Source organism: Paenibacillus sp. FSL E2-0151 (assembly GCF_037993015.1).
In the GTDB taxonomy this organism is placed as follows: Bacteria; Bacillota; Bacilli; order Paenibacillales; family Paenibacillaceae; genus Paenibacillus; species Paenibacillus amylolyticus.
In genome coordinates this window covers 567,048-586,933 of record NZ_CP150308.1, presented here as the reverse complement: position 1 = coordinate 586,933, position 19,886 = coordinate 567,048, and the positions used below count along the sequence as shown (strand labels likewise).

Annotated in this window: 17 protein-coding genes and 1 riboswitch; all 17 genes read right to left on the bottom strand. The window is 45.4% G+C overall.

The features are described from left to right. Positions 1-135 precede the first annotated feature (135 nt). Positions 136-648, bottom strand: a complete 513-nt coding sequence (locus tag MHI55_RS02880) for a helix-turn-helix transcriptional regulator (protein WP_076329668.1) — start codon at positions 646-648, stop codon at positions 136-138. Between the two features lie 54 nt (positions 649-702). Beyond that, a complete protein-coding gene (locus MHI55_RS02875) occupies positions 703-1,917 on the bottom strand; it encodes an ABC transporter permease (protein ID WP_180361883.1) in 1,215 nt (404 codons plus the stop codon). A gap of 265 nt (positions 1,918-2,182) precedes the next feature. Then, the gene (gene sdaAA, locus MHI55_RS02870; RefSeq protein ID WP_036672202.1) at positions 2,183-3,121 is read right to left on the bottom strand and encodes an L-serine ammonia-lyase, iron-sulfur-dependent, subunit alpha; all 939 of its coding nucleotides are present in this window, start codon (positions 3,119-3,121) and stop codon (positions 2,183-2,185) included. After that, complete coding sequence (sdaAB, locus tag MHI55_RS02865) at positions 3,111-3,800, bottom strand: L-serine ammonia-lyase, iron-sulfur-dependent subunit beta (RefSeq protein ID WP_074093257.1); 690 nt, start codon at positions 3,798-3,800, stop codon at positions 3,111-3,113. The genes sdaAA and sdaAB overlap by 11 nt, the downstream gene beginning before the upstream one ends. 279 nt (positions 3,801-4,079) lie before the next feature. Beyond that, positions 4,080-4,204, bottom strand: a riboswitch (glycine riboswitch). 134 nt (positions 4,205-4,338) lie between these two features. Next, the gene (locus MHI55_RS02860; RefSeq protein ID WP_340388707.1) at positions 4,339-6,015 is read right to left on the bottom strand and encodes a collagen-like protein; all 1,677 of its coding nucleotides are present in this window, start codon (positions 6,013-6,015) and stop codon (positions 4,339-4,341) included. 207 nt (positions 6,016-6,222) lie between these two features. Next, entirely contained in the window at positions 6,223-7,317 is a 1,095-nt protein-coding gene (locus MHI55_RS02855; RefSeq protein WP_340388705.1) for a hypothetical protein, read from the bottom strand. 1 nt (position 7,318) lies between these two features. Next, positions 7,319-8,809 carry a HAMP domain-containing sensor histidine kinase gene (locus MHI55_RS02850; protein ID WP_340388703.1) on the bottom strand — a complete coding sequence of 497 codons (1,491 nt, stop codon included), beginning with the start codon at positions 8,807-8,809 and terminating at the stop codon, positions 7,319-7,321. Beyond that, positions 8,806-9,516, bottom strand: coding sequence for a response regulator transcription factor (locus MHI55_RS02845; RefSeq protein ID WP_047840351.1), 711 nt, complete (start codon positions 9,514-9,516; stop codon positions 8,806-8,808). The genes MHI55_RS02850 and MHI55_RS02845 overlap by 4 nt, the downstream gene beginning before the upstream one ends. Before the next feature lie 192 nt (positions 9,517-9,708). Continuing rightward, complete coding sequence (locus MHI55_RS02840; protein WP_340388701.1) at positions 9,709-10,740, bottom strand: phosphotransferase; 1,032 nt, start codon at positions 10,738-10,740, stop codon at positions 9,709-9,711. 182 nt (positions 10,741-10,922) lie between these two features. Then, a complete protein-coding gene (gene pstB / locus MHI55_RS02835; RefSeq protein ID WP_074093254.1) occupies positions 10,923-11,678 on the bottom strand; it encodes a phosphate ABC transporter ATP-binding protein PstB in 756 nt (251 codons plus the stop codon). A 12-nt stretch (positions 11,679-11,690) separates the two neighbouring features. After that, positions 11,691-12,578 (bottom strand): phosphate ABC transporter permease PstA, encoded by an 888-nt coding sequence (pstA, locus tag MHI55_RS02830; RefSeq protein WP_101314929.1) that lies wholly within the window; start codon positions 12,576-12,578, stop codon positions 11,691-11,693. Positions 12,579-12,580: 2 nt separating this feature from the next. Then, entirely contained in the window at positions 12,581-13,489 is a 909-nt protein-coding gene (gene pstC / locus MHI55_RS02825; protein ID WP_101314928.1) for a phosphate ABC transporter permease subunit PstC, read from the bottom strand. A gap of 142 nt (positions 13,490-13,631) precedes the next feature. After that, a complete protein-coding gene (locus tag MHI55_RS02820; RefSeq protein ID WP_340388699.1) occupies positions 13,632-14,558 on the bottom strand; it encodes a phosphate ABC transporter substrate-binding protein in 927 nt (308 codons plus the stop codon). 99 nt (positions 14,559-14,657) lie between these two features. Continuing rightward, positions 14,658-14,801, bottom strand: coding sequence for a hypothetical protein (locus MHI55_RS02815; RefSeq protein ID WP_180361880.1), 144 nt, complete (start codon positions 14,799-14,801; stop codon positions 14,658-14,660). A 242-nt stretch (positions 14,802-15,043) separates the two neighbouring features. After that, positions 15,044-16,969, bottom strand: coding sequence for a PTS fructose transporter subunit IIABC (locus tag MHI55_RS02810; RefSeq protein ID WP_101314908.1), 1,926 nt, complete (start codon positions 16,967-16,969; stop codon positions 15,044-15,046). Between the two features lie 15 nt (positions 16,970-16,984). Further along, complete coding sequence (locus MHI55_RS02805; RefSeq protein ID WP_101314907.1) at positions 16,985-17,863, bottom strand: ketose-bisphosphate aldolase; 879 nt, start codon at positions 17,861-17,863, stop codon at positions 16,985-16,987. A 17-nt stretch (positions 17,864-17,880) separates the two neighbouring features. Further along, entirely contained in the window at positions 17,881-19,746 is a 1,866-nt protein-coding gene (locus tag MHI55_RS02800; protein WP_340388697.1) for a PRD domain-containing protein, read from the bottom strand. Positions 19,747-19,886: the final 140 nt, after the last annotated feature.

Sequence of the window (19,886 nt, the reverse complement as noted above, 5' to 3'; positions counted from 1 at the left end):
AAGCTATACTTGCTCATATGCAAGACTGGAGTCTGTTCAGTTCATCGGCATATCAAACGAAATAGGCGCTCCCAGATCTGTTCCTGATCTGTGGAGCACCTATTTGATTTTGACGTTATTCATTATGGCCATGGATTACTCTGGCCGAACCAGCTGTTCCTTGAGCAACTGGATGGTGGCCTCATATTGTACAAGCCCCACTTGCAGACACAGACGCTGTGCAGGCGAAATACGTTCGCCGAATTCCTCCATCTGGCGCTGAAGTTCAGCGTATAACATTTCCTTTCGCTTCAACTGGCTGGATATCCAACCCGTTACGGTATCTTCATCCGCCAACTCTCCGAAATACAACCGCATCAGAAAATCAGAACGAAATACCTCAGCTTCCAAAGGACTCATTAAATAGGCGTGAAATTGCGTTGCTCCTTCAGGGGTCAATGAATACACGTTCTTATCAGGTTTCCCTTCCTGCTTCACCGATTCCTTAGTCAGCAATCCTGACTTTTCCATCTTCGCAAGTGTAGGATATATGGTGCCGAAACTGGCATCAAAGAAAAATGAAAAATATTGTTCAAAGTACTGCTTGATCTCGTATCCGGAACTTGGCTGATTGTGCAGTATTCCGAGGATGACATGCTGCGTGTTCATCGGTGTACCGCTCCTTTCCATTCCCCTTAACGTATCACAATCAGTACCCCTTGTTCAATGATCAGATGACGAAACGGTTGCTTTCAGAGCAACAGGCACAGCAGCAGGCTGGTCCTCCCTACGAGCTTCAGAACGTACCGGGCCGGAGCGTCTGATCCAGATGCAAAGCGCACCCAGAGTCAGTGTTACACCACCGATTACGGCGAGCAACATCGCATCCCGGCCAATTCCGTTTCCTCCGAGCACAAGGTTCATCATCCCTTCTACGGCATAAGTCGCTGGCAGATAATGACCGATCACTTGGTAGAAGTCAGGCATTACATCTCGCGGAATCGTTGATCCCGAGGACAGCATCAGCAGAGGCAACAACGCACTGTTTAACCAAGCCCCAGCATTGCCAAGCAACAACAAGCTCAACTGAGCCATGAGTATAAAAGATATGGTGACCAGCAACTGGAACAGCCATAACATGAACCAACTGGCTGCTGACGATACCCCCATAATGTGCATCATCCCCGATCCAACGAGTGAGACGATAAATGCCGCACCCAGATTAATAATGTTACGTGCCCAGAAGCGCTCCCATTTCCCTGCCCTGCCACTCAGTTCACCAGAAACCTTTTGCAGATTCATGCTTAGCAACATCGCTCCGGTAAACGTAGCCGTTACAATCAACATCGGTACCATCGAGAAAGCAAAATTATCAACAGGATTCAGTCGCTCCACCTCTGCCTCCACGCGTGAAGATAACCCTACCGCAAGCGCATCGGACTGATCAGCAGTCATACCGGATTGATTCAGCACTCCGTGAATAACCTCCTGTTGTACTTCACGGTTCAATGTCGCTGTAACTTGTGCGGCTACGTTCTGCATCACACTTTTCACGGTAGCCACGTTTGATTCGTTCATCACATACTTCACTGTCATCGGTTTTGACAAGTCTTCTGCCTGCTGCATGAAACCTGATGGAATCTCAATAATCATGTACACATCCCGGTCCGTTAACATCTGTCTCGCTTCTTGCATCGATTCAGATGTTTTGACCTCGAAATTCAGGCCCGCTGCCAGAGACTCGGCCACCGGTTCAGCCGCTACCCCATCTTCATTCACGATGGTGACAGCCAATTGAGTCATTCTTTCGTTAACCTGGTCGTATCCGCTAAGCCAGATGATGTTAAAAAAAACCTGAAACAGCACAGCCGTAATTAAACCTACAATGGTGGCTCCGTTTTTCAAAAACAGCAGACTCGTCTGGAAAATACCTTTCATTCTATCCATCTCCTTTAATTTTGTTTCGCTCCTATATATATCGTATTGATATATGACAACAATTAATATATCTAACCGATATATAGATCGTCAATGTTTTTGTTTTTCTTCGTTGGAAAAAGACAAAAAAAGCCGATACATCTCTTCACCAGGAAGATTTGTACCGGCTTTTCATATCATGTAAGGACTCTTCTTCACCTTTAATAATCAAGGCTAAAGGCAGGCTCCACAAGTTAGCGTTAGATTTAATTCATATCAATCCGATTTATGCCTTAGTTTCTACGTCATTTTCAGCAGGGGACTCCGGCTCAGGCTCGGCACGCTTTGCCTTTGGTTTAGCCAACTTCTGCATCATTTTGCGGCCGGTTGGTGTCTGGGCCAGTCCACCTTGGGCTGTCTCCCGATGGCGGCTCGGCATTGCACTGCCTACTTCCAGCATGACATCGATGACTTCGTCTGACGGAATGGCACTACGCACTCCGGCCAGGGCCATGTCAGCCGCAGCCAGCGCCGTAACTGCACCCAGTCCATTACGGACGATGCACGGGATTTCAACAAGGCCTGCGACCGGATCGCAGATAAGGCCCAGTGTATTTTTTAACGCCAAACCAACGGCATGAACAACCTGTTCCGGTGTACCTCCACGCAGTTCAACCATGGCACCCGCAGCCATGCCGATAGCGGAACCCACTTCCGCCTGACAGCCACCTTCGGCCCCGGAGATAAATGAATTATTGGCGATAACATAACCAATTGCTCCCGCACAGAACAACCCGTTCACCAAATGTTCGTCCGTCCAGCCAAATCGCTCCTGTGAACTGATAAACACACCCGGGATGATGCCGCAGGAACCGGCTGTTGGTGTAGCCACGATCCGACCCATGGAGGCATTCACTTCAGATACACACAGGGCATACGCCATGGCAAGTGCGGAAGCATCTCCTGAGCAAGTCTCACCCTTGCGAATGTACTCGGCCATTTTTTTGCCGTCTCCACCTGTTAATCCACTGCGTGATGTCGTATCTTCCGTTAACCCTTTGCGTACCGCTTCCTTCATCACCTGATAATATTCAGACATCTGCTTCACAACATCCGCTTCCGGTGTATTGGTCTCCTGAACTTGCTCCTCGATCATCAGCTGAGCAATGGTTTTGGATTCCGCTGTACAGATCGTATTCAGTTCGTGCAAATGTTTAAACCGCATCCGAATCAACTCCTCTCTTCAAATCGATAACACGAATGTCCAATACATGGTCCAGCTCCCTTAGACGCTTGAGCATATCAGGATTAGGCACACCATCCATTTCCATCGCGGTAAGCGCTTCGCCATCACGGGCTTTCCGGTCCACCTGCATATACCCGATGTTAACCCCGGATGAACTGATCGTGGACGTCACTGACGCGAGTACGCCCGCTTTATCCGCATGCCGCAGAACGAGTGTTGGAAACTCACCACTAATCTGAACACGAAAATCATTCATCGAATGCACGGATACGCTTCCACCACCAATGGATGCACCGATTAAGGAGCAGGCACGTTCTCCATGCCACAACTCAATTTTGACCGTATTAGGATGAGGAGCAGGTAGGCCACTTGTATAAAACTCAACCTCCATGCCCGCTTCCTCTGCGTATTGCTCTGCATCCGGGATACGCGGATCGTCTGTGACATAATCCAGCAGACCGCCGATCAGTGCCAGATCTGTTCCGTGCCCCTGATACGTATCTGCAAATGAACCGTACAGCGTCAGCCGGGCACGATCTGGCGTACATCCTAGCCACTGTCGAGCAATTCTCCCTAACCTTGCCGCTCCAGCTGTATGTGAACTTGAAGGCCCCGTCATCGACGGACCAATAATTGAGAAAACATCTTTAAATCGCACCTTGTAACCCTCCATTATTAATCATGATTCATATTTGTAAAATGTATTCGTCATTTCGATCCAGGAGTTTCATCCACAATGTCCCTTATTTAGGTATGATGACATCAAAAAAGGACAGAAGAAGGCCTTAGGCCCTCTCTCTGTCCTCGATACCTGAGAGTTTCATGATCAGCAGTGTCTCACGACAAGGGTGCACTGCCTGCGATTACAGACAAGTTCACCGGGCTGACTGATCATATACCCCTTGGGTGGCGCAGTTCGCGCACTCTCCAGAGTTGCGTCCAACGATGGTACATTTACCTGAGAGATTAACCACTGCGCCGGGTGCGCAGCAGCTTGCTCCTTCGGTGCCTGAACACTAGCCATTTGGCTCGGCTAACCCAGGTCTCTCCCGCTCGTTATCATCCGCTGTATTATCTTAATTCGATTCGAATTGGTATATTTCTAAATTTTTGATCAAGTATACCCATAGAGTAATGTACAATATCATATATGTCAACAAAAGTAACGTGTAATTATCATAAGTTCGATGTCTATTTTAACTGAAACGAATAGCATTCAGATTTCTCACTTCCGCTGAGGCACTCGTGACGTTGCTAGTTGTCGTAAATTGGATACTTATCGTGTATGCATTAGTCGTTGTAGTCGGGGATGTATCCACGTAAGTGTTGGAGGAAAGAAACCTCAACGTTCCCGAAGCATTACCGGTTCGTGAGAGTTGCAATTGATTAATTAAAACTCCGTTACGTCTCAGATTAATGTTATACGCAATACTCCAGTTAGACCCTACAACTATTGCTACTTGTGTACTATTATCGATTTTCACGCGTTGACCTGCCACTACAGGTACATTAAGTGTCTGAATCGTTGTTTCAGCTACTAATGAAAGACCCAACGCCGTGGTCTGGCTATCAGCAAACAAGGAAGAGTCTGCCGGAGCCGAAGCTGCAGTTGATCCCGTGGCACCTGTCGTACCGGTAGCCCCAGTCACTCCTGTTGTTCCTGTAATACCAGTGACTCCGGTCGTTCCCGTCAGTCCTGTTGCTCCTGTAACACCAGTGACTCCGGTCGTTCCCGTCAGTCCTGTTGCTCCTGTAACACCAGTGACTCCAGTTGTTCCCGTCAGTCCTGTTGCTCCTGTAACACCAGTGACTCCAGTTGTTCCCGTCAGTCCTGTCGCTCCTGTAACACCAGTGACTCCGGTCGTTCCCGCTACTCCCGTTACGCCTGTTGCACCTGTAACACCAGTGACCCCTGTCGTTCCTGTTATTCCTGTACTCCCGGTAATCCCCGTGGCTCCAGTAGACCCTGTCTCTCCCGTACTCCCAGTAACTCCCGTCACTCCAGTAGACCCTGTCCCTCCCGTACTCCCGGTAATCCCCGTCACTCCAGTAGACCCTGTCTCTCCCGTGCTCCCGGTAATCCCCGTCACTCCAGTAGACCCTGTCTCTCCCGTGCTCCCGGTAATCCCCGTGGCTCCAGTAGACCCTGTTTCTCCCGTGCTCCCGGTAATCCCCGTGGCTCCAGTAGACCCTGTCTCCCCTGTGCTCCCGGTGACTCCAGTCGTTCCTGTTATTCCTGTACTCCCAGTAACACCCGTCACTCCGGTAAGCCCTGTCTCTCCTGTGGTCCCCGTACTTCCAGTAGCGCCCGTGACTCCTGTCACTCCGGTAGATCCTGTCTCCCCCGTGGTCCCAGTGACACCGGTCTCTCCCGTCGATCCCGTAGTTCCTCCAGGAGGACCAGTAACTCCTGTCAGTCCTGTAACACCTGTAGCCCCTGTAGGACCAGTTGTTCCCGCAACCCCTGCTGTCCCTGTAGCTCCAGTCGCACCCGTTACCCCGACTAGACCGGGGTTCGCTCCTAACAATTCCTCAGACACCAAACGATGTGCCGTTACCAGTTGACCGTTCTCGTTTTTCCCCCATACCGAAATCTGAACTTCATCCTCCGCATCATCACCTGTGATAAATATAAACTCAAATGCATCCAAATCTGCATAATAGTCATTTGTTATAACCTGGTTAGGCAAAACATTAAACAATTCCTCAACGTATAGTGTGCGAACACCATTCAAATAATATCCTTGAACCAGAACGGTAGAGAAACTAGTGAGACTCCAATTGTCTAATTTCACTGTAATTCTCTGTGTAGGACGCTCGCCGCTTCCCACCACTATATTATTTTCTATTGGCCCTGTTGATAAAACAGCCATCCTGCGATGCCCCTTTCTCCTGCCTCCATCACCAAATCAAGATTGTCTTCTATGAATATGCATATTGAACTGTAAACGTGAAGTTGCCCTCTTGCCTTTTTGGAGTGGACTGAAAGGAGATCGAATAGATATCCACCACACCAAAAGGAGAATATACAAAAAAAGCTGCCGCTCGTTTCTGCGGCAACCTTATTGTTATTCTTTAGCTCATCTAGACGGATTGGAAAAGGTCAGTTCTTCCGCCCAAGCTTGCAGCTTTGCCTTTGTCCATCCTTCGTTTTCACCCATGATGGAGTACCGCAAGCCATTCTCACTCCATGATATGTTCCGAATGCTCTTCATATATGAACCCTCGGTGTTACGAACCTTAATCTCGGCTTCATCCGGTATTAGTGTATCGTCCACATTTTCTTCCGGCATCTTGAATACCGTCAGGCTGACTTCTACCTTGTCGTTACTTACATAATACAAGGTTACTTCATCTCTGCTCAGCTCACCGCGCGATGTAGACATTTCGATCCGTGATAGTTCGAATTCTCCACTCATGTCCTGTAGGAACGGCTGTTCCAACGCTTTTTCCGCTTCCTCTAGGGTCACTTCGGAATTCTGCATCATATCGTTCAAGTCCTTCACATCGACCTCCTCAGGGATGTCAATTACGAAAGTATCCTTTGTGAATTCAGGGTCATACTGAATCGGATCATAGACCATTTCTGATTTTCCATCCCCATACGCGCTGTTTACTTTGACAATCATCCACGTTTTGGGATCTACCCAATACTCTGAAGATATGGAGAATGCGCCTTCTTCTTTTGGTGTCAATTCAATATGAATGACGTCCTGTCCATGAAGTTTCTCCTGTCCCATCATATTCACATCATGCGTAGTACGTAACCGCTCTAGTTGATCGAGCAATATTTGCTTCTGGGTTTGATTAGGTTGTTGTGACACGGATGATGCATCCATGGAATATGCTGCCCCTGTTTCTTTTTCATATATGATGATCTTCTTTCCATCATTAACTGCGTAACTGACATTGCCATTCTCTGATGTTTCCGTGCGCTTTCGTCCGGTTTCACCATCTACCCATTCCTTAATTTGCATCGTGTTAGTCAGCTTGTCATCCGCCCATATCTTCATCACACCTTCCGCATAATACGAGGCGGGTTCTGTTTCTGCTGAGACAACCTTCTCAATCATCTCATCTCCTGACATAGCCAGCATATCCTTCTCCGCGCAACCTCCAAGCAGGGCGCCTGCCAACACAGCAGTACCCAGCATCATCCATCCTTTTTTCATCATCTTATCCACCCTCTCTGCGTTTACATTCTCCATGTTCAGGCAATCGGCATGCTGCCAGCGTTCCATATCCTTCGTATGACCACATGCGCATATCCCCTCCGTGCTTTATTGCAACCCGTTTGGCTATACTCAATCCCAATCCCGAACCACCTGCATATGTCTTCTCCTCCTGATTCTGGTGTTGAACATAGGGTTCGAAGATACGAATGAGCTGTTCCTCAGGAATAGCAGGACCTTCGTTTTGTACTATGATCAATGTTGCTCCCGCCCTGTAGTTATCCAATTCAGCTCTAAGCGAAGGAATAATCCATTCAGGAAGCTCCCAATCTGAAGCAATAACCCCTAGTCCCATTACACCGTTCGTCCTTGTGTGGCGTAGTGCATTATTTATCAGATTATCTGTCAGGCGCATCAGTTGTTCCGGATGAACTCGGTACAGTTGATCTGTGCGGACATCCATCTTCACGTCAATCTGACCACGCTCGGCAAGTCCCTCATAGCTCCCAAGCAGCATATCAAAAAACTCTTCACCTTCCACCTTAACCATGGCCATCTCCGATTCACTGGAACCCAACGCCGTATACATCTCAAGTTCACTAATCATCTGTTTCATCCGCTCCACATTTCCGAGCAGCACATCCTGATATTCCTGCCTTTCAAGGCGTTTCAGTTGACGATCACCGTTAAGTACTTCCGTATAGGCACTAATGGACATCAACGGTGTTTTCAGATCATGGGATAACGAGGCGATCATGAGCTCTTTTTCTTTTTGCTCCCTCTCCACATCGGCCTGAGTATGTCTGATCTTGTCTTGCATTGCATCAAACTGTTGGAGCAAGATGCCCATTTCATCATGACGAACAGGTACCACATCCGTAGCAGCCTCTCCCCGTGCAAAAGCATCCATTCGTTCTATGAGATATTTCATCGGCCGAAAGAGCTTTCGGGATAGCAACCACAGCACTGTTCCGTATAACAGAATAAAGAAAGTAGCAGCGAGACCCATGACCCAGGTAGTCCGCAAGGATATGCCTTCCAGCCAATCTCCACGCAGCATGACGATTTCGTAAATGCCGACCAACTCACCCTTTTCCCATACGGGTTTCTTCAACGAGAATGTACGATGACGAATCTGTAAGTTGTACAAATTACGATACAGCTCCGCCCCCCCAACGGTGTAAGCTCCAGCAGACCATGTACTCCCCTCTGATGTGTACACCCGAATCCCTGTTGGTAAATACAGAGCAAAGTTCACCCGACCATTCTCCAATTCAGAGAGTGCAGCGAAAGCATCAGGCGAGTGCAGCTGGTACAGTCCCGGGTCAGATAAAGCCAGTTCAATAGGAGCCAATTGTCCGGACAACTCCACATATTCCGTTACGGCACGCTGATCATTGTAATAGTTATACAGGGAGTACAGCGCCCACCCAGCAGCGACAGGCAGCAGCATTACAATGAGGAAGGCAAGCATTAACCAGTACTTCAACTTCATTCCTCAGGCTCCCCCACGAACCGGTAACCACTGCCCCACACCGTCTGAATCCAGCGTGGATGATGGGGCTCGTCACCAAGCTTGGCCCGAAGGCTCTTCACATGAACTGTTACTGTACTCGAGTTCCCCGCCTCTGGCTGACTCCAGACATGTTCATACAGTTCCGCCTTGGTAAACACCCGGCCCGGATGAGAAGCAAGCAGTATGAGCAAAGCCCATTCCTTGTTGGTTAGTGCCACATGTTCTCCATGAACCTGTGCGCGCTGATTCAAATAATCAATCGATAACCCATCGTTATACTGTCTATCTGTCGAATCCGGCTCCACGCCCTGATATCTGCGGTACCTATTCAGATGAGATTTAATGCGAGCTGTAAGTTCCGTTAGACTGAAGGGCTTCGTAATATAATCGTCAGCTCCCAGCCCAAGCCCCCTGACTTTGCTCTCTTCCTCGATTCGAGCACTCATCATGAGCAGCGGAACATCGCTGATCAGTCTAATGTTTTTGCATACCGTGAACCCATCCATTTCCGGCAGCATCAGATCCAACAAGACTAATTGATAGGTTCCCTCCCTAAAGTCTTCCCAGCTCTCCAAACCGCTTGATGCCCAAGTTACCCCATAACCCTCATGACGTAGATGATCTCTCAAAATACGGGCAATCTCCGGATCATCCTCCACCAGCAATATATTCTCGCTGTCTCTCATCGCTGCTTCATCCTCCCATGACTATATTGTAGCTAAGAAAAGTTGACTCTCCTCAGAGTTTATACTTTCTTCATAAATGTCCATTAAGATCGTTATCTAATGCATGCAAAAAGAGCACCCCGATTGTTCAGGACGCCCAGGTAATATTCACAATCTTAATCCTAAGTTATAGCTCCTAGAAAAGGAAACACCTCATAACTCATAGAAGATGCTCTCGTTCTGTACATAGGGTCTACAATACTTACTGCACAGCTTCGGCATGCGATCTTTCATCCATTCGTGCCTCGACTCATTCGCCATCTGAAAAGCATAATAACCCAGTGTAAAGATCAACATGAACCCTTCCATCAATCGAATATCACGATCCGTCAGTGGTGCGATCTGTTGGGTATAACCGGATAAAAATATGTCACGTTCCTCCCGATTGAACATAAGTGCTGCCCCTCCGGCATCAAAAAGATAATAACCATAACCGTGTAGACAGAAATCAATCATGGAAATCCCCTGCTCCGTTATCAGCAGATTGTTGCGAGTAATATCCCCATGAATGATCCCCCATGTCCCTGCGTGCTGCGGGTATGTTTCTAACTGCTCATTAATGTTCTCAAACGTCTCACGAAGCAGATCGAAGTCTTCCGTTGTAAAAATCCCCAGTCGGACGCCTTCTTCTAGCTGCCCGAGCATGACCAAGTTCTCATGGCTATTGCCATATGCCGGCCGCACCTTTGTTCGATCTGTCTGATTCTGCTCACGCCCATATTGATGAATCATCTGCAGCTGTGCCCCCAGATCATAGATCTGCTCTGTTGTCAGGCGTTCTCCCTGCTGGATGTCCCTTCCCTCAATCCACTCCAGTACTGTACAGCAGATTTCTTTACCTGCCTCACTTGTCCATACCGTGACCCATTCACCCGATACATTCCGTACCGGATGCTGCACGCGCAATGCTGTCGTTGCGTTTAACTCATGAAGCAGGTTCATCTCTGCCTCCAGCGCAGGAAGCGTATGCTGAATGCCGGTCATACTTGCATATGCGGCTTGATGGATACGTAGCAGATACTTCTGCCCGCTTGCTTCATCAACGACATGATATGTCAGATTCTCATTATGACGAATATATGAAACGACAGGTTTCTCAATAGTGTAGTTCTGTATAATCTGAGCTGCCATATGGTCGTAAGACATCTGATCCGTAGTGATTATCAACATCTCCTTCGAAGTCATGTAAACGTTCTCCACACTAAATATCGTAGCATAATGTTTATCCCGCATACAGAAAATCCCACTAAAATTATAAATTAAAAAAGCACAACCCCCGAACAACCGTCCAGGCATTGTGCTTTCTTTTGTCTCTATTATTTCTTAATCTCTTTGTCTATTACTCTATGTTACACTCCATGATCCAATTAACCGAAACGACCCATAATGTATTCTTGCGTCAGACGATTGTCCGGGTTCGTGAAAATATGCTCTGTATCCCCGTGTTCAATCATGTTCCCCAGGTAGAAATAAGCCGTATAATCCGAGATGCGTGCCGCCTGCTGCATATTATGGGTAACAATGACGATCCGCAGCTCCTTCTTGAGTTCGGTGATCAATTCCTCAACCTTACCCGAAGATACCGGGTCAAGTGCAGATGCCGGCTCATCGAGCAACAAAATCTGCGGATCAACAGACAAAGCGCGAGCGATACACAGGCGCTGCTGTTGTCCGCCAGAGAGAGACAGAGCTGACTCATGCAGTCTGTCTTTCACTTCGTCCCAGAGCGCAGCACGACGCAAGCTTTTTTCCACAATTTCATCCAGTGCCTTCTTACTCTTCGTACCACGGTAGCGGGGGCCAAACGCGATATTGTTGTAGATGGACTTATGAAAAGGATTTGGCTTCTGCCACACCATGCCAATCTTCTGGCGAAGCTTGATTACATCGGTTCCAGGCTCATTCAGATCGTTACCGTCCATCCAGATATGTCCCTCTGTACGGGAACCGGCAATCTCGTCGTTCATCCGATTCAGCGAACGGAGGAATGTGGATTTACCGCAACCAGACGGCCCAATAAGAGCCGTTACGCTTGCTTCAGGAAACGTCAGGCTAATCTGCTTGACCGCCTGGAAATGTCCATAATATATGCTTAACTGTTCCGTACCAAAAGGTATGGCCATGTTGGTTCCTCCTTATTTCGAAGCTGTCATGCGGCGGAATACAACCCGACCGATCCAGCGTGCACTTAGATTGAACGCCAGCACGAGAATGACAAGCACGGCGGATGCCCCTGCTGCCACTTCTTTGGAATCTGGCCCAATACCTTCACTATTCACTTTCCAGATATGGACAGCAAGTGTCTCTGCCGGACGGAAAGGATTAAGCGGTGATCTTGGACTCGCCGGATTCCAATCTGTAAAGTCCAATGGTGGACTACTCATACCTGCGGTGAACATCAGCGCTGCTGCTTCGCCAAAGATCCGGCCCGATGCCAGGATCGTACCCGTAATCAAGCTCGGCAATGCCACAGGCAGTAGAATGGAAGTGATAATCTTCCACTTGGACAGTCCAAGCGCCAGACCTGCTTCTTTCTGTTCCTTCGGAACGGCACGGAAGGCCTGCTCCGTAGTCCGCACCATCAGTGGCAAGTTAAAGATCGCCAGAGCCAAGGCACCCGAGATCAGGGAGAAACCAAGACCAAATTGATTTACTAGCAGCAAGAGACCAAACAAACCGATAACGATGGATGGGAATGATGACAATACTTCAACGACCAGACGAATGAAGCTGGTAATCTTGCCTGGTTTGGCGTATTCCGCCATGTAAATCCCGCCGCCCCATCCGAGTGGAATGGTAACAAGCAAGGTCAGAACAAGCAAGAATACGGAGTTGAAGAGCTGTGGACCAATCCCGCCGCCACCCTTAAGCAACTGTGGTGCACTTGTAAGGAAGTTCCAGCTAATATGTCCAATGCCTCTATACATGATGAAGCCAAGCAGACCGAGCAATAGAATAACAATGAACAGGGCTAGTACAACGATAACGGATGTTGCAATTTTATCTACCGTCTTTGCCTTCATTTTCATACCCGGTTTCTCCTTTCAAGCAGGCGAACCAGAATGACGAAGACAAATGTCATCACCAACAGGACAAGCGCCATACTCCACAGTGCATTGTTATGAACAGAACCCATCGTGGTGTTACCCATGCTGAGTGTAATTACACTTGTTAATGTTGAAGCTGATTCAAGCAAGGATGTTGGAACATGCGGTGCATTACCGATAACCATCTGCACAGCAAGTGCCTCACCAAAAGCACGGGCCATACCCAAAACGACACCTGTCAACAAAGCTGGCAAAGTCGTTGGGATAATGACACGGTAGATGGTTTGCCAGCGAGTGGCACCCAGTGCGTAGGAGGATTCACGCAATCCTTTTGGCAATGCGGACAATGCATCTGCCATAATACTTGTCACCGTAGGAAGAATCATTACCGCGAGAACAAGACATCCGGCTGCAATCCCGACGCCTGTTCCGCCAAAGATACCGCGCAACAAAGGTACGATGACACTCAGACCGATAAATCCGTATACAACGGATGGAATTCCGGACAAGAGCTCAATCGCAGGCTGCAAGATCTTTTTGCCTTTACCCGGAACAATCTCTGTCATGAAGAGCGCTGCACACAGGCCAAGCGGACTTGCGATCAATGCTGCAAGCAAGGTTGTAATGAAAGAACCTGTGATGAACGGTAATGCCCCGTAGAACGCAGGTTCTCCGGTCGGATTCCACGTCTTTCCACCAAGGAATTCGCTGATGCTTATTCCATTTTGGAAAAATGTGGATAGTCCCTTAGACGCTACAAAATAAACAATGGAAAACATGACAACGATCAGGAAAACGACACAAATCGACGTATAGATCCGTCCCGTCCACTCTTCCCAATAATGTTTCTCTTTTAAGGGCCGGCGCGGTTTCAACTTGTTATTCATTACCGTTCCCCCTTCGGTCTGTTCCATAACAACCATCCTTCTATAGTAGAATTAATGCAAAATATGGGATTATTTTAGAGCAAACCGCGTAAAGAGGCGGGACCTTAGTCCGCCTCTTTCGCTGTATGCGCAAGTTCAAAGATTACTCAACCACATTACCTGCTGCATCGCGTTTTACTTTCATACCTGACATTGGAATGTATCCAAGTTCTGTCACGTCGTTTTGTTGAATTTCGTCACTCAAGATGTAATCCAAGAATGCTTTTGTTGCTGCATCAGGCTCACCTTTTGTGTACATGTGCTCGTAAGCCCACACTGGATAAGTTCCTGCTTCTACGTTCTCAACTGTTGCTTCTACACCTTCGTATTTCAACACTTGCAAGCTGTCATCCAAGTAAGACAAGGCGAGGTAACCAATAGCACCTGGCGTTTCAGCTACCAATTTTTTTACGTTACCAGAAGAATCTTCTTGAATCGAACCTTGGATATCACCCATTTTTGCACCCAATGCATACTTCTCAAAAGTTGCACGAGTACCGGAACTGCTCGGACGGTTTACAATAACGATTGCTTTATCCGCGCCGCCAACGTCTTTCCAGTTTGTTACTTTACCGGAGAAGATGTCGACCAGTTGTTGCTTCGTCAAATCTTCTACACCTGCATCTTTGTTGCTAACTGGCGCCATAGCTACTACTGCTACTTGATGGTCAACCAGTTCTTTTACTTTGGCTTCGTCCTCCAGTTTCTCTTCTGCAAATACATCAGAGTTACCGATTGTAGCTTGTCCGTCAGATACTTGTGTCAAACCAGTACCACTACCGCCACCTTGAACTTGAACCGTTACGTTCTTATATTCATCAACTGCCATAAATTTCTGTCCAGCTTGTTCTACCAGAGGTAGCAATGCTGTCGATCCGACTGCCAGAATGTTACCGCTAAGCTCAGTAGCAGCTTCTCCTGATCCATTGCTTGCGGCACCCTCTGTACCAGCGTCATTTTTCGATCCGCATGCTGCGAGAACCAGTACGAACGTTAAGGTCATCAAAATAAACGGCAACTTTTTAAACATGTTTTGTTTTCCTCCCCCAATGTAGTGATGGCGTTTTGTGAATTTGTTTGTTCACCATCAACTCTTTACTCATTGTAGTTTCGGTATGTCATCTTAAAATCAGTGTTTTGTAAACGCAATGTTAAAAATATCGGCAGCATTTTGAAAATCATCTGAGACAAGTTGCGCTGAAGTGGCCGCTTCGGGAACGGACGTTGTTTCAATCGCTGTTATCCCCGGATTTATATGATTTACTTTTTTCAAGGAATACATCCGGGGATAAAGGCGAACGCTTCGCTTTTCCACAATCGTTCCGTTCCCTGCGCTGTGTCAGCGCTCGTTGGATCTCAGGCATTTCAATCTCCTGCCTGGGAAGTAGGCAAAAAAGGCCAGCCCTATAAAAGGCTGTCCTTGTGTAAATACTTAATGTAGATATTGAATCAATCCGTTATATAGAACAATCAACTGCCTCACAGCCAGTGCATGGCACCAGGTGGTTAGAGAATTTATGCAGATTTCATAGTTGTTAAGGCTTTTTTATCTGACGGGTCGCTTGAATTACTTTTTGGTTGATATACAGGTTTCTTTAACAATCCAATCATACAAGCTGTAATGATGGAACCAACTAAAATACAGACAATATACAATAATGGATTACTTGCCGCAATGGGAATAACAAAGATTCCACCGTGAGGAGCTTGTAACGAAATACCTAGAGCCATGCACATTCCTCCACCAATCGCTGCACCTACAATATTGGATGGAATAACTCGCAAGGGATCATTTGCGGCAAACGGAATCGCGGCTTCTGTAATAAACGACGCACCCATAATATAAGCGGCTTTACCTGCATTACGTTCTTCGATTGAAAATTTATTCTTAAATAATGTTGTAGCTAATGCAATACCCAGTGGCGGAACCATACCTCCAACCATCAGAGCAGCAGAAGGTTCAAAGATTTGATTGGCGAACATCGCCAGTCCAAATGCAGATGCTGTTTTGTTAATCGGCCCTCCCATATCAGATGCCATCATTCCTGCCAGAAGTGCTCCTAATAAAATAGCATTAGAACCTGTTAAACCATTTAGCCAACCTTGTAACGACTCATTGATCCAAGCCATTGGACTGTTGATGACAAAATACATAATCAAGGCGGTTATAAATGAACCTACTAATGGCAAGATCAGTACAGGTGACAGGCTTTGCAGTGAGTCAGGAATGCCTTTGACTAATTTTTTCAGAGCTATGATCGTATAACCGGCGATAAATCCAGCCAACATACCTCCCAAAAAGCCGGAACCTCCAATAGTCGCCAGCATCCCACCAATCATACCAGGTGCCAATCCTGGACGGTCAGCAATACTATACGCAATATACCCTGCTAATACAGGAACCATCAAGGCAAAAGCAGCACTACCCCCTGCTGTACTTAAAAAAGCGGCGAAAGAATTATAGTCCGGGCTATTTGGGTCAGCCGCATGAATACCAAACATAAACGAAAGCGCAATCAATATACCGCCTGCCACTACAAAAGGAATCATAAAGGATACACCATTCATAATATGGCTGTATATTTTAGGCTGCTTTATACGTGTTTTTTCTTTTGCTTCTTTAAGAGTACTGTTGCCTTGATTCAAAACGACACCTTTTCCAGCAATCGCATCTTCAATTAACTCTTGTGCATGATGAACTCCATTTTTGACAGAGGTTTTGATCACTGGACGATCGCCAAAAACATCCATATCGACTTTGACATCTGCCGCCACAATAATACCATCAGCTTCAGCAATATCTTCAGGAGTCAATTGATTTCCAACACCTGTTGATCCATTGGTTTGCACTTTAATGTGTACACCGAGTTCCTTGGCCGCATTTTTCAATGCTTCCGCGGCCATAAACGTATGGGCAATTCCTGTAGGACAGCCTGTAACTCCAACCACTTTTTTGCCAGCATACTTTTTAGGACGTTGAAGCGCCTGCGTATCTTGCTCTTCTGCCTGTTCAAATAAACGGACAATCTCTTCTTGATCTCGAGCAAGGATAAGTTTCGCTCTAAATAGTTCATCCATCAAAAAGGTCGAAATTTTGGATAATGTTTGCAAATGCTCTGATGAAGAGCTTTGATCGACTGCAATCATAAAAAATAAATTACATGATTCGGTACTATATTCAATACCGCTTAATGATCTGCCCATAATAATGGCAGGGGACTGTACTCCAGTAGACTTGGCATGTGGAATGGCTATTCCGAATCCCACTTCTGTAGGAACCTGTTCTTCACGTGCCCAGATATCTTTTTTAAATTGCTCAATATCGCTTAAATAGCCGTTATCGTTTAACTTTTGCGACAATTCATCTATTAATTCTGCTTTGGTCGTAGCGGTGACATCTAATATGATATTTTCTGGTTTTAAGACATTAGAAATCTTCATGATGGATCTCTCCTCTTAAATTTCTCCCAGTCTATAAAGGGATGCTTTACCTGTAGAACCGAACAGATCCATTTTTTTCTTCACCAGTTCTGTTGCCGCTTTGGTCGCCTCAGGCATCAGTTGATCCGGTTCATATGCTTTCGGATTCGCATCGAGTGTCGCTCTTAATTGGTTGTAGAATGCTCGCTTCATATCGGTTGATAAATTGATCTTCGCTATCCCATGCTTCACGGCTTCTCTAATCTCTTCATCAGGATTATCTGATCCACCATGCAGCACTAACGGAATTTTTACTTTTTCATGAATTTGTTTCAAACGATCGATTTTGATCGAATGATCTTTGGATTGAGGATAAATACCATGTGAAGTACCTACAGCGACAGCAAGTGTATCGATACCTGTTTGTTCTACAAAAATCGCCGCTTCTTCTGGATTCGTATACAGTATCTCGTCAGCCCCACCTTCCGAGCTGCCTTCATTACTCCCAATCGTACCTAGTTCACCTTCTACAGATACATCGACCAGATGAGCCAGTTCAACCGCTTCCTTGGTTGCCGCAATATTTTCCTCAAAAGGTAAATGAGATGCATCCATCATGACTGATGTATACCCATTGCGAATCGAACGCGTAATATCTTTGATCGTCGCTCCATGATCCAGATGAATAACAAACGGTACTTTGGACTTGGATGCCGCTTCTCGCACATAAGCTATAAACCCATCAGTGACTAGATCAATTTCATTCGGGTGAATCTGCATAATTGCAGGCGAATTCTGCTCCTCTGCGGCTGTAATGACCACTTTGACGAACTCGCTATTGGCTACATTAAATGATCCGACTGCAAATTTATTTTCATACGCTACTTTAAGTAAATCTTTCATATTAATTAACATTTGAATTCCTCCTAGATTTATTTGGAAGACCAGACTTCCAAAAATTCATCGTAATTGGTGATATGGAGTAGTTTTTCTGTCATATTGGTCTGTTTAAACACATCGTAAATTTCTTCGAAAAATTTGGTGTTATTCACCTTCTGATTTTTCGGCGGAATAAACAGAAAAATGATCTGCGCCATCTGATCACCCCATAGCATTTTCTGCTTATTAATCGCTACCAGTACACGTAGTTTTTTGTTATCTCCACAATCAAATGGATGGGGCATCGCGACTAAACTCCCAATATTGGTACTCGACATTTTTTCTCTTTCCACAATACTGGTATATAAATGCTGAATATCGCCTAGTTCTGTAAGTTTTTTTAACAAATCAATTGGATTGTCTTCATTTAGGAAAAAAACATCATCTGGTGATAAATAATATTTGAGTAGTCCACGATTTAACTGAATCGAAATATTCTTCATATCATCACTTGTAATCATTTCACTTACCAGAATGATATTTTGTACATTTAACTGCTGTTGTTCGGCAATCTCGCTCGTTGTGATAATCGTTTCAATTCCTTCGGGAAGAAGATGTATTTCATGATTAGCTAATAGACTATCGATTCTAATATTCGGAAAATAGAGATTAATCTTACGCTCCAATAACTTGCCGACTAATAGATTTTTGCCATAAATAATTGCAATCCGTTTTCTGTTATCTTGAGAGTTCTCAATAATGCCCATAATGTGTAACGTCAAGTAACCGATTTCATTTTCGGGTATTTTGATATTTAAGCAAAATTGCAATTCTTTTGCCAACACAACTGCGACATTATAAGCATTGGTATATTCTGATTTTATTTGAGCAATAAAAGGATTTTCGACAGGGAAATAATACTTTAATGGGTATAATGATTTGGTAATATGAGCTAATAATCGATCAAGTAACTCTTGGTTTTTGTAGCTGATGAATCCATATTGCTCTCCAACTTTTTGGATCACTGATTTGATTTTTTGTTCCATTTCATTCACGTGTTCATGCCCGATTTCTTCATTCTTTTTAGGTAAGATCTGCAATGCAATCAGCAGGTAACCTAAATACTGATACTCATATTCATCAAAAGGGATATCCATTTCTTGAGCCAGACGGATCAGAATAGATTGGGCTATTTTTAATTCTTCAAAGCTTGTATGATCCAACCTCATATCCTGTTCAGTTATTTTTTGTGCCAGACTTACTCGTTTAAGACTGATCAAAACATTCACACAGATCGAGAATAATTCTTGAAAACTTAGCAATAAATTATACTTGGCAACCTCTTCTTCAATACAAGCGTAGATAAAATGAATAGAAGATTCATTGAACCAATCGCCAAAATAGTATTGCAGTGCTTCGTCTATCGGCATGTGTTTGAGACAATCGGTAGTGACTAGTTTTTTGAGCAAAATCCGTTTCTCAACTTCGCTTCCTTTAAGCCGGATACCTTGGAAAATAATCGCTTCAATTTCAATGTTCTGCTTTTCTGCTTGAATCGTTTGCACTAATTTTTGCACGTCTTTACGGATCGTCTGAGTCGAAAAATAAAGCGTTCTAGCCAGATCCTCATACGTAATAAAATCAGTCTGCGATAACAGTGCTTTGATAATATGAAATGCTCTTTCTTCGTCATCATCTTCATTTTTATACAGGCTGGATAAATCCCCGACTAATTTGTATCCTTTGCGAGTATTGCCAATAATCATTGCTTTATCTAAATAATTTTCATTCATTTCTTTGATGTCATTGCGAATCGTTCTAGTCGTTACATCAAATAGATTAGCTAATTCGCTTCCACTCACAAAATCATGCTCAGATTGTTTTAAATGCTCTAATAGCTTAATGTAACGTTTTCTCATTTGGCTTTCCTCCTTACACACATACTAATGCAAGCGCTTTATATCCACCAAGCCTATACTCTTTCCTAATAGTTAGGAAGTGATCGTGTATTCGTTTATGATACCCACTTTTTTAAATTCTAAGTTAGTATTCTATTTAA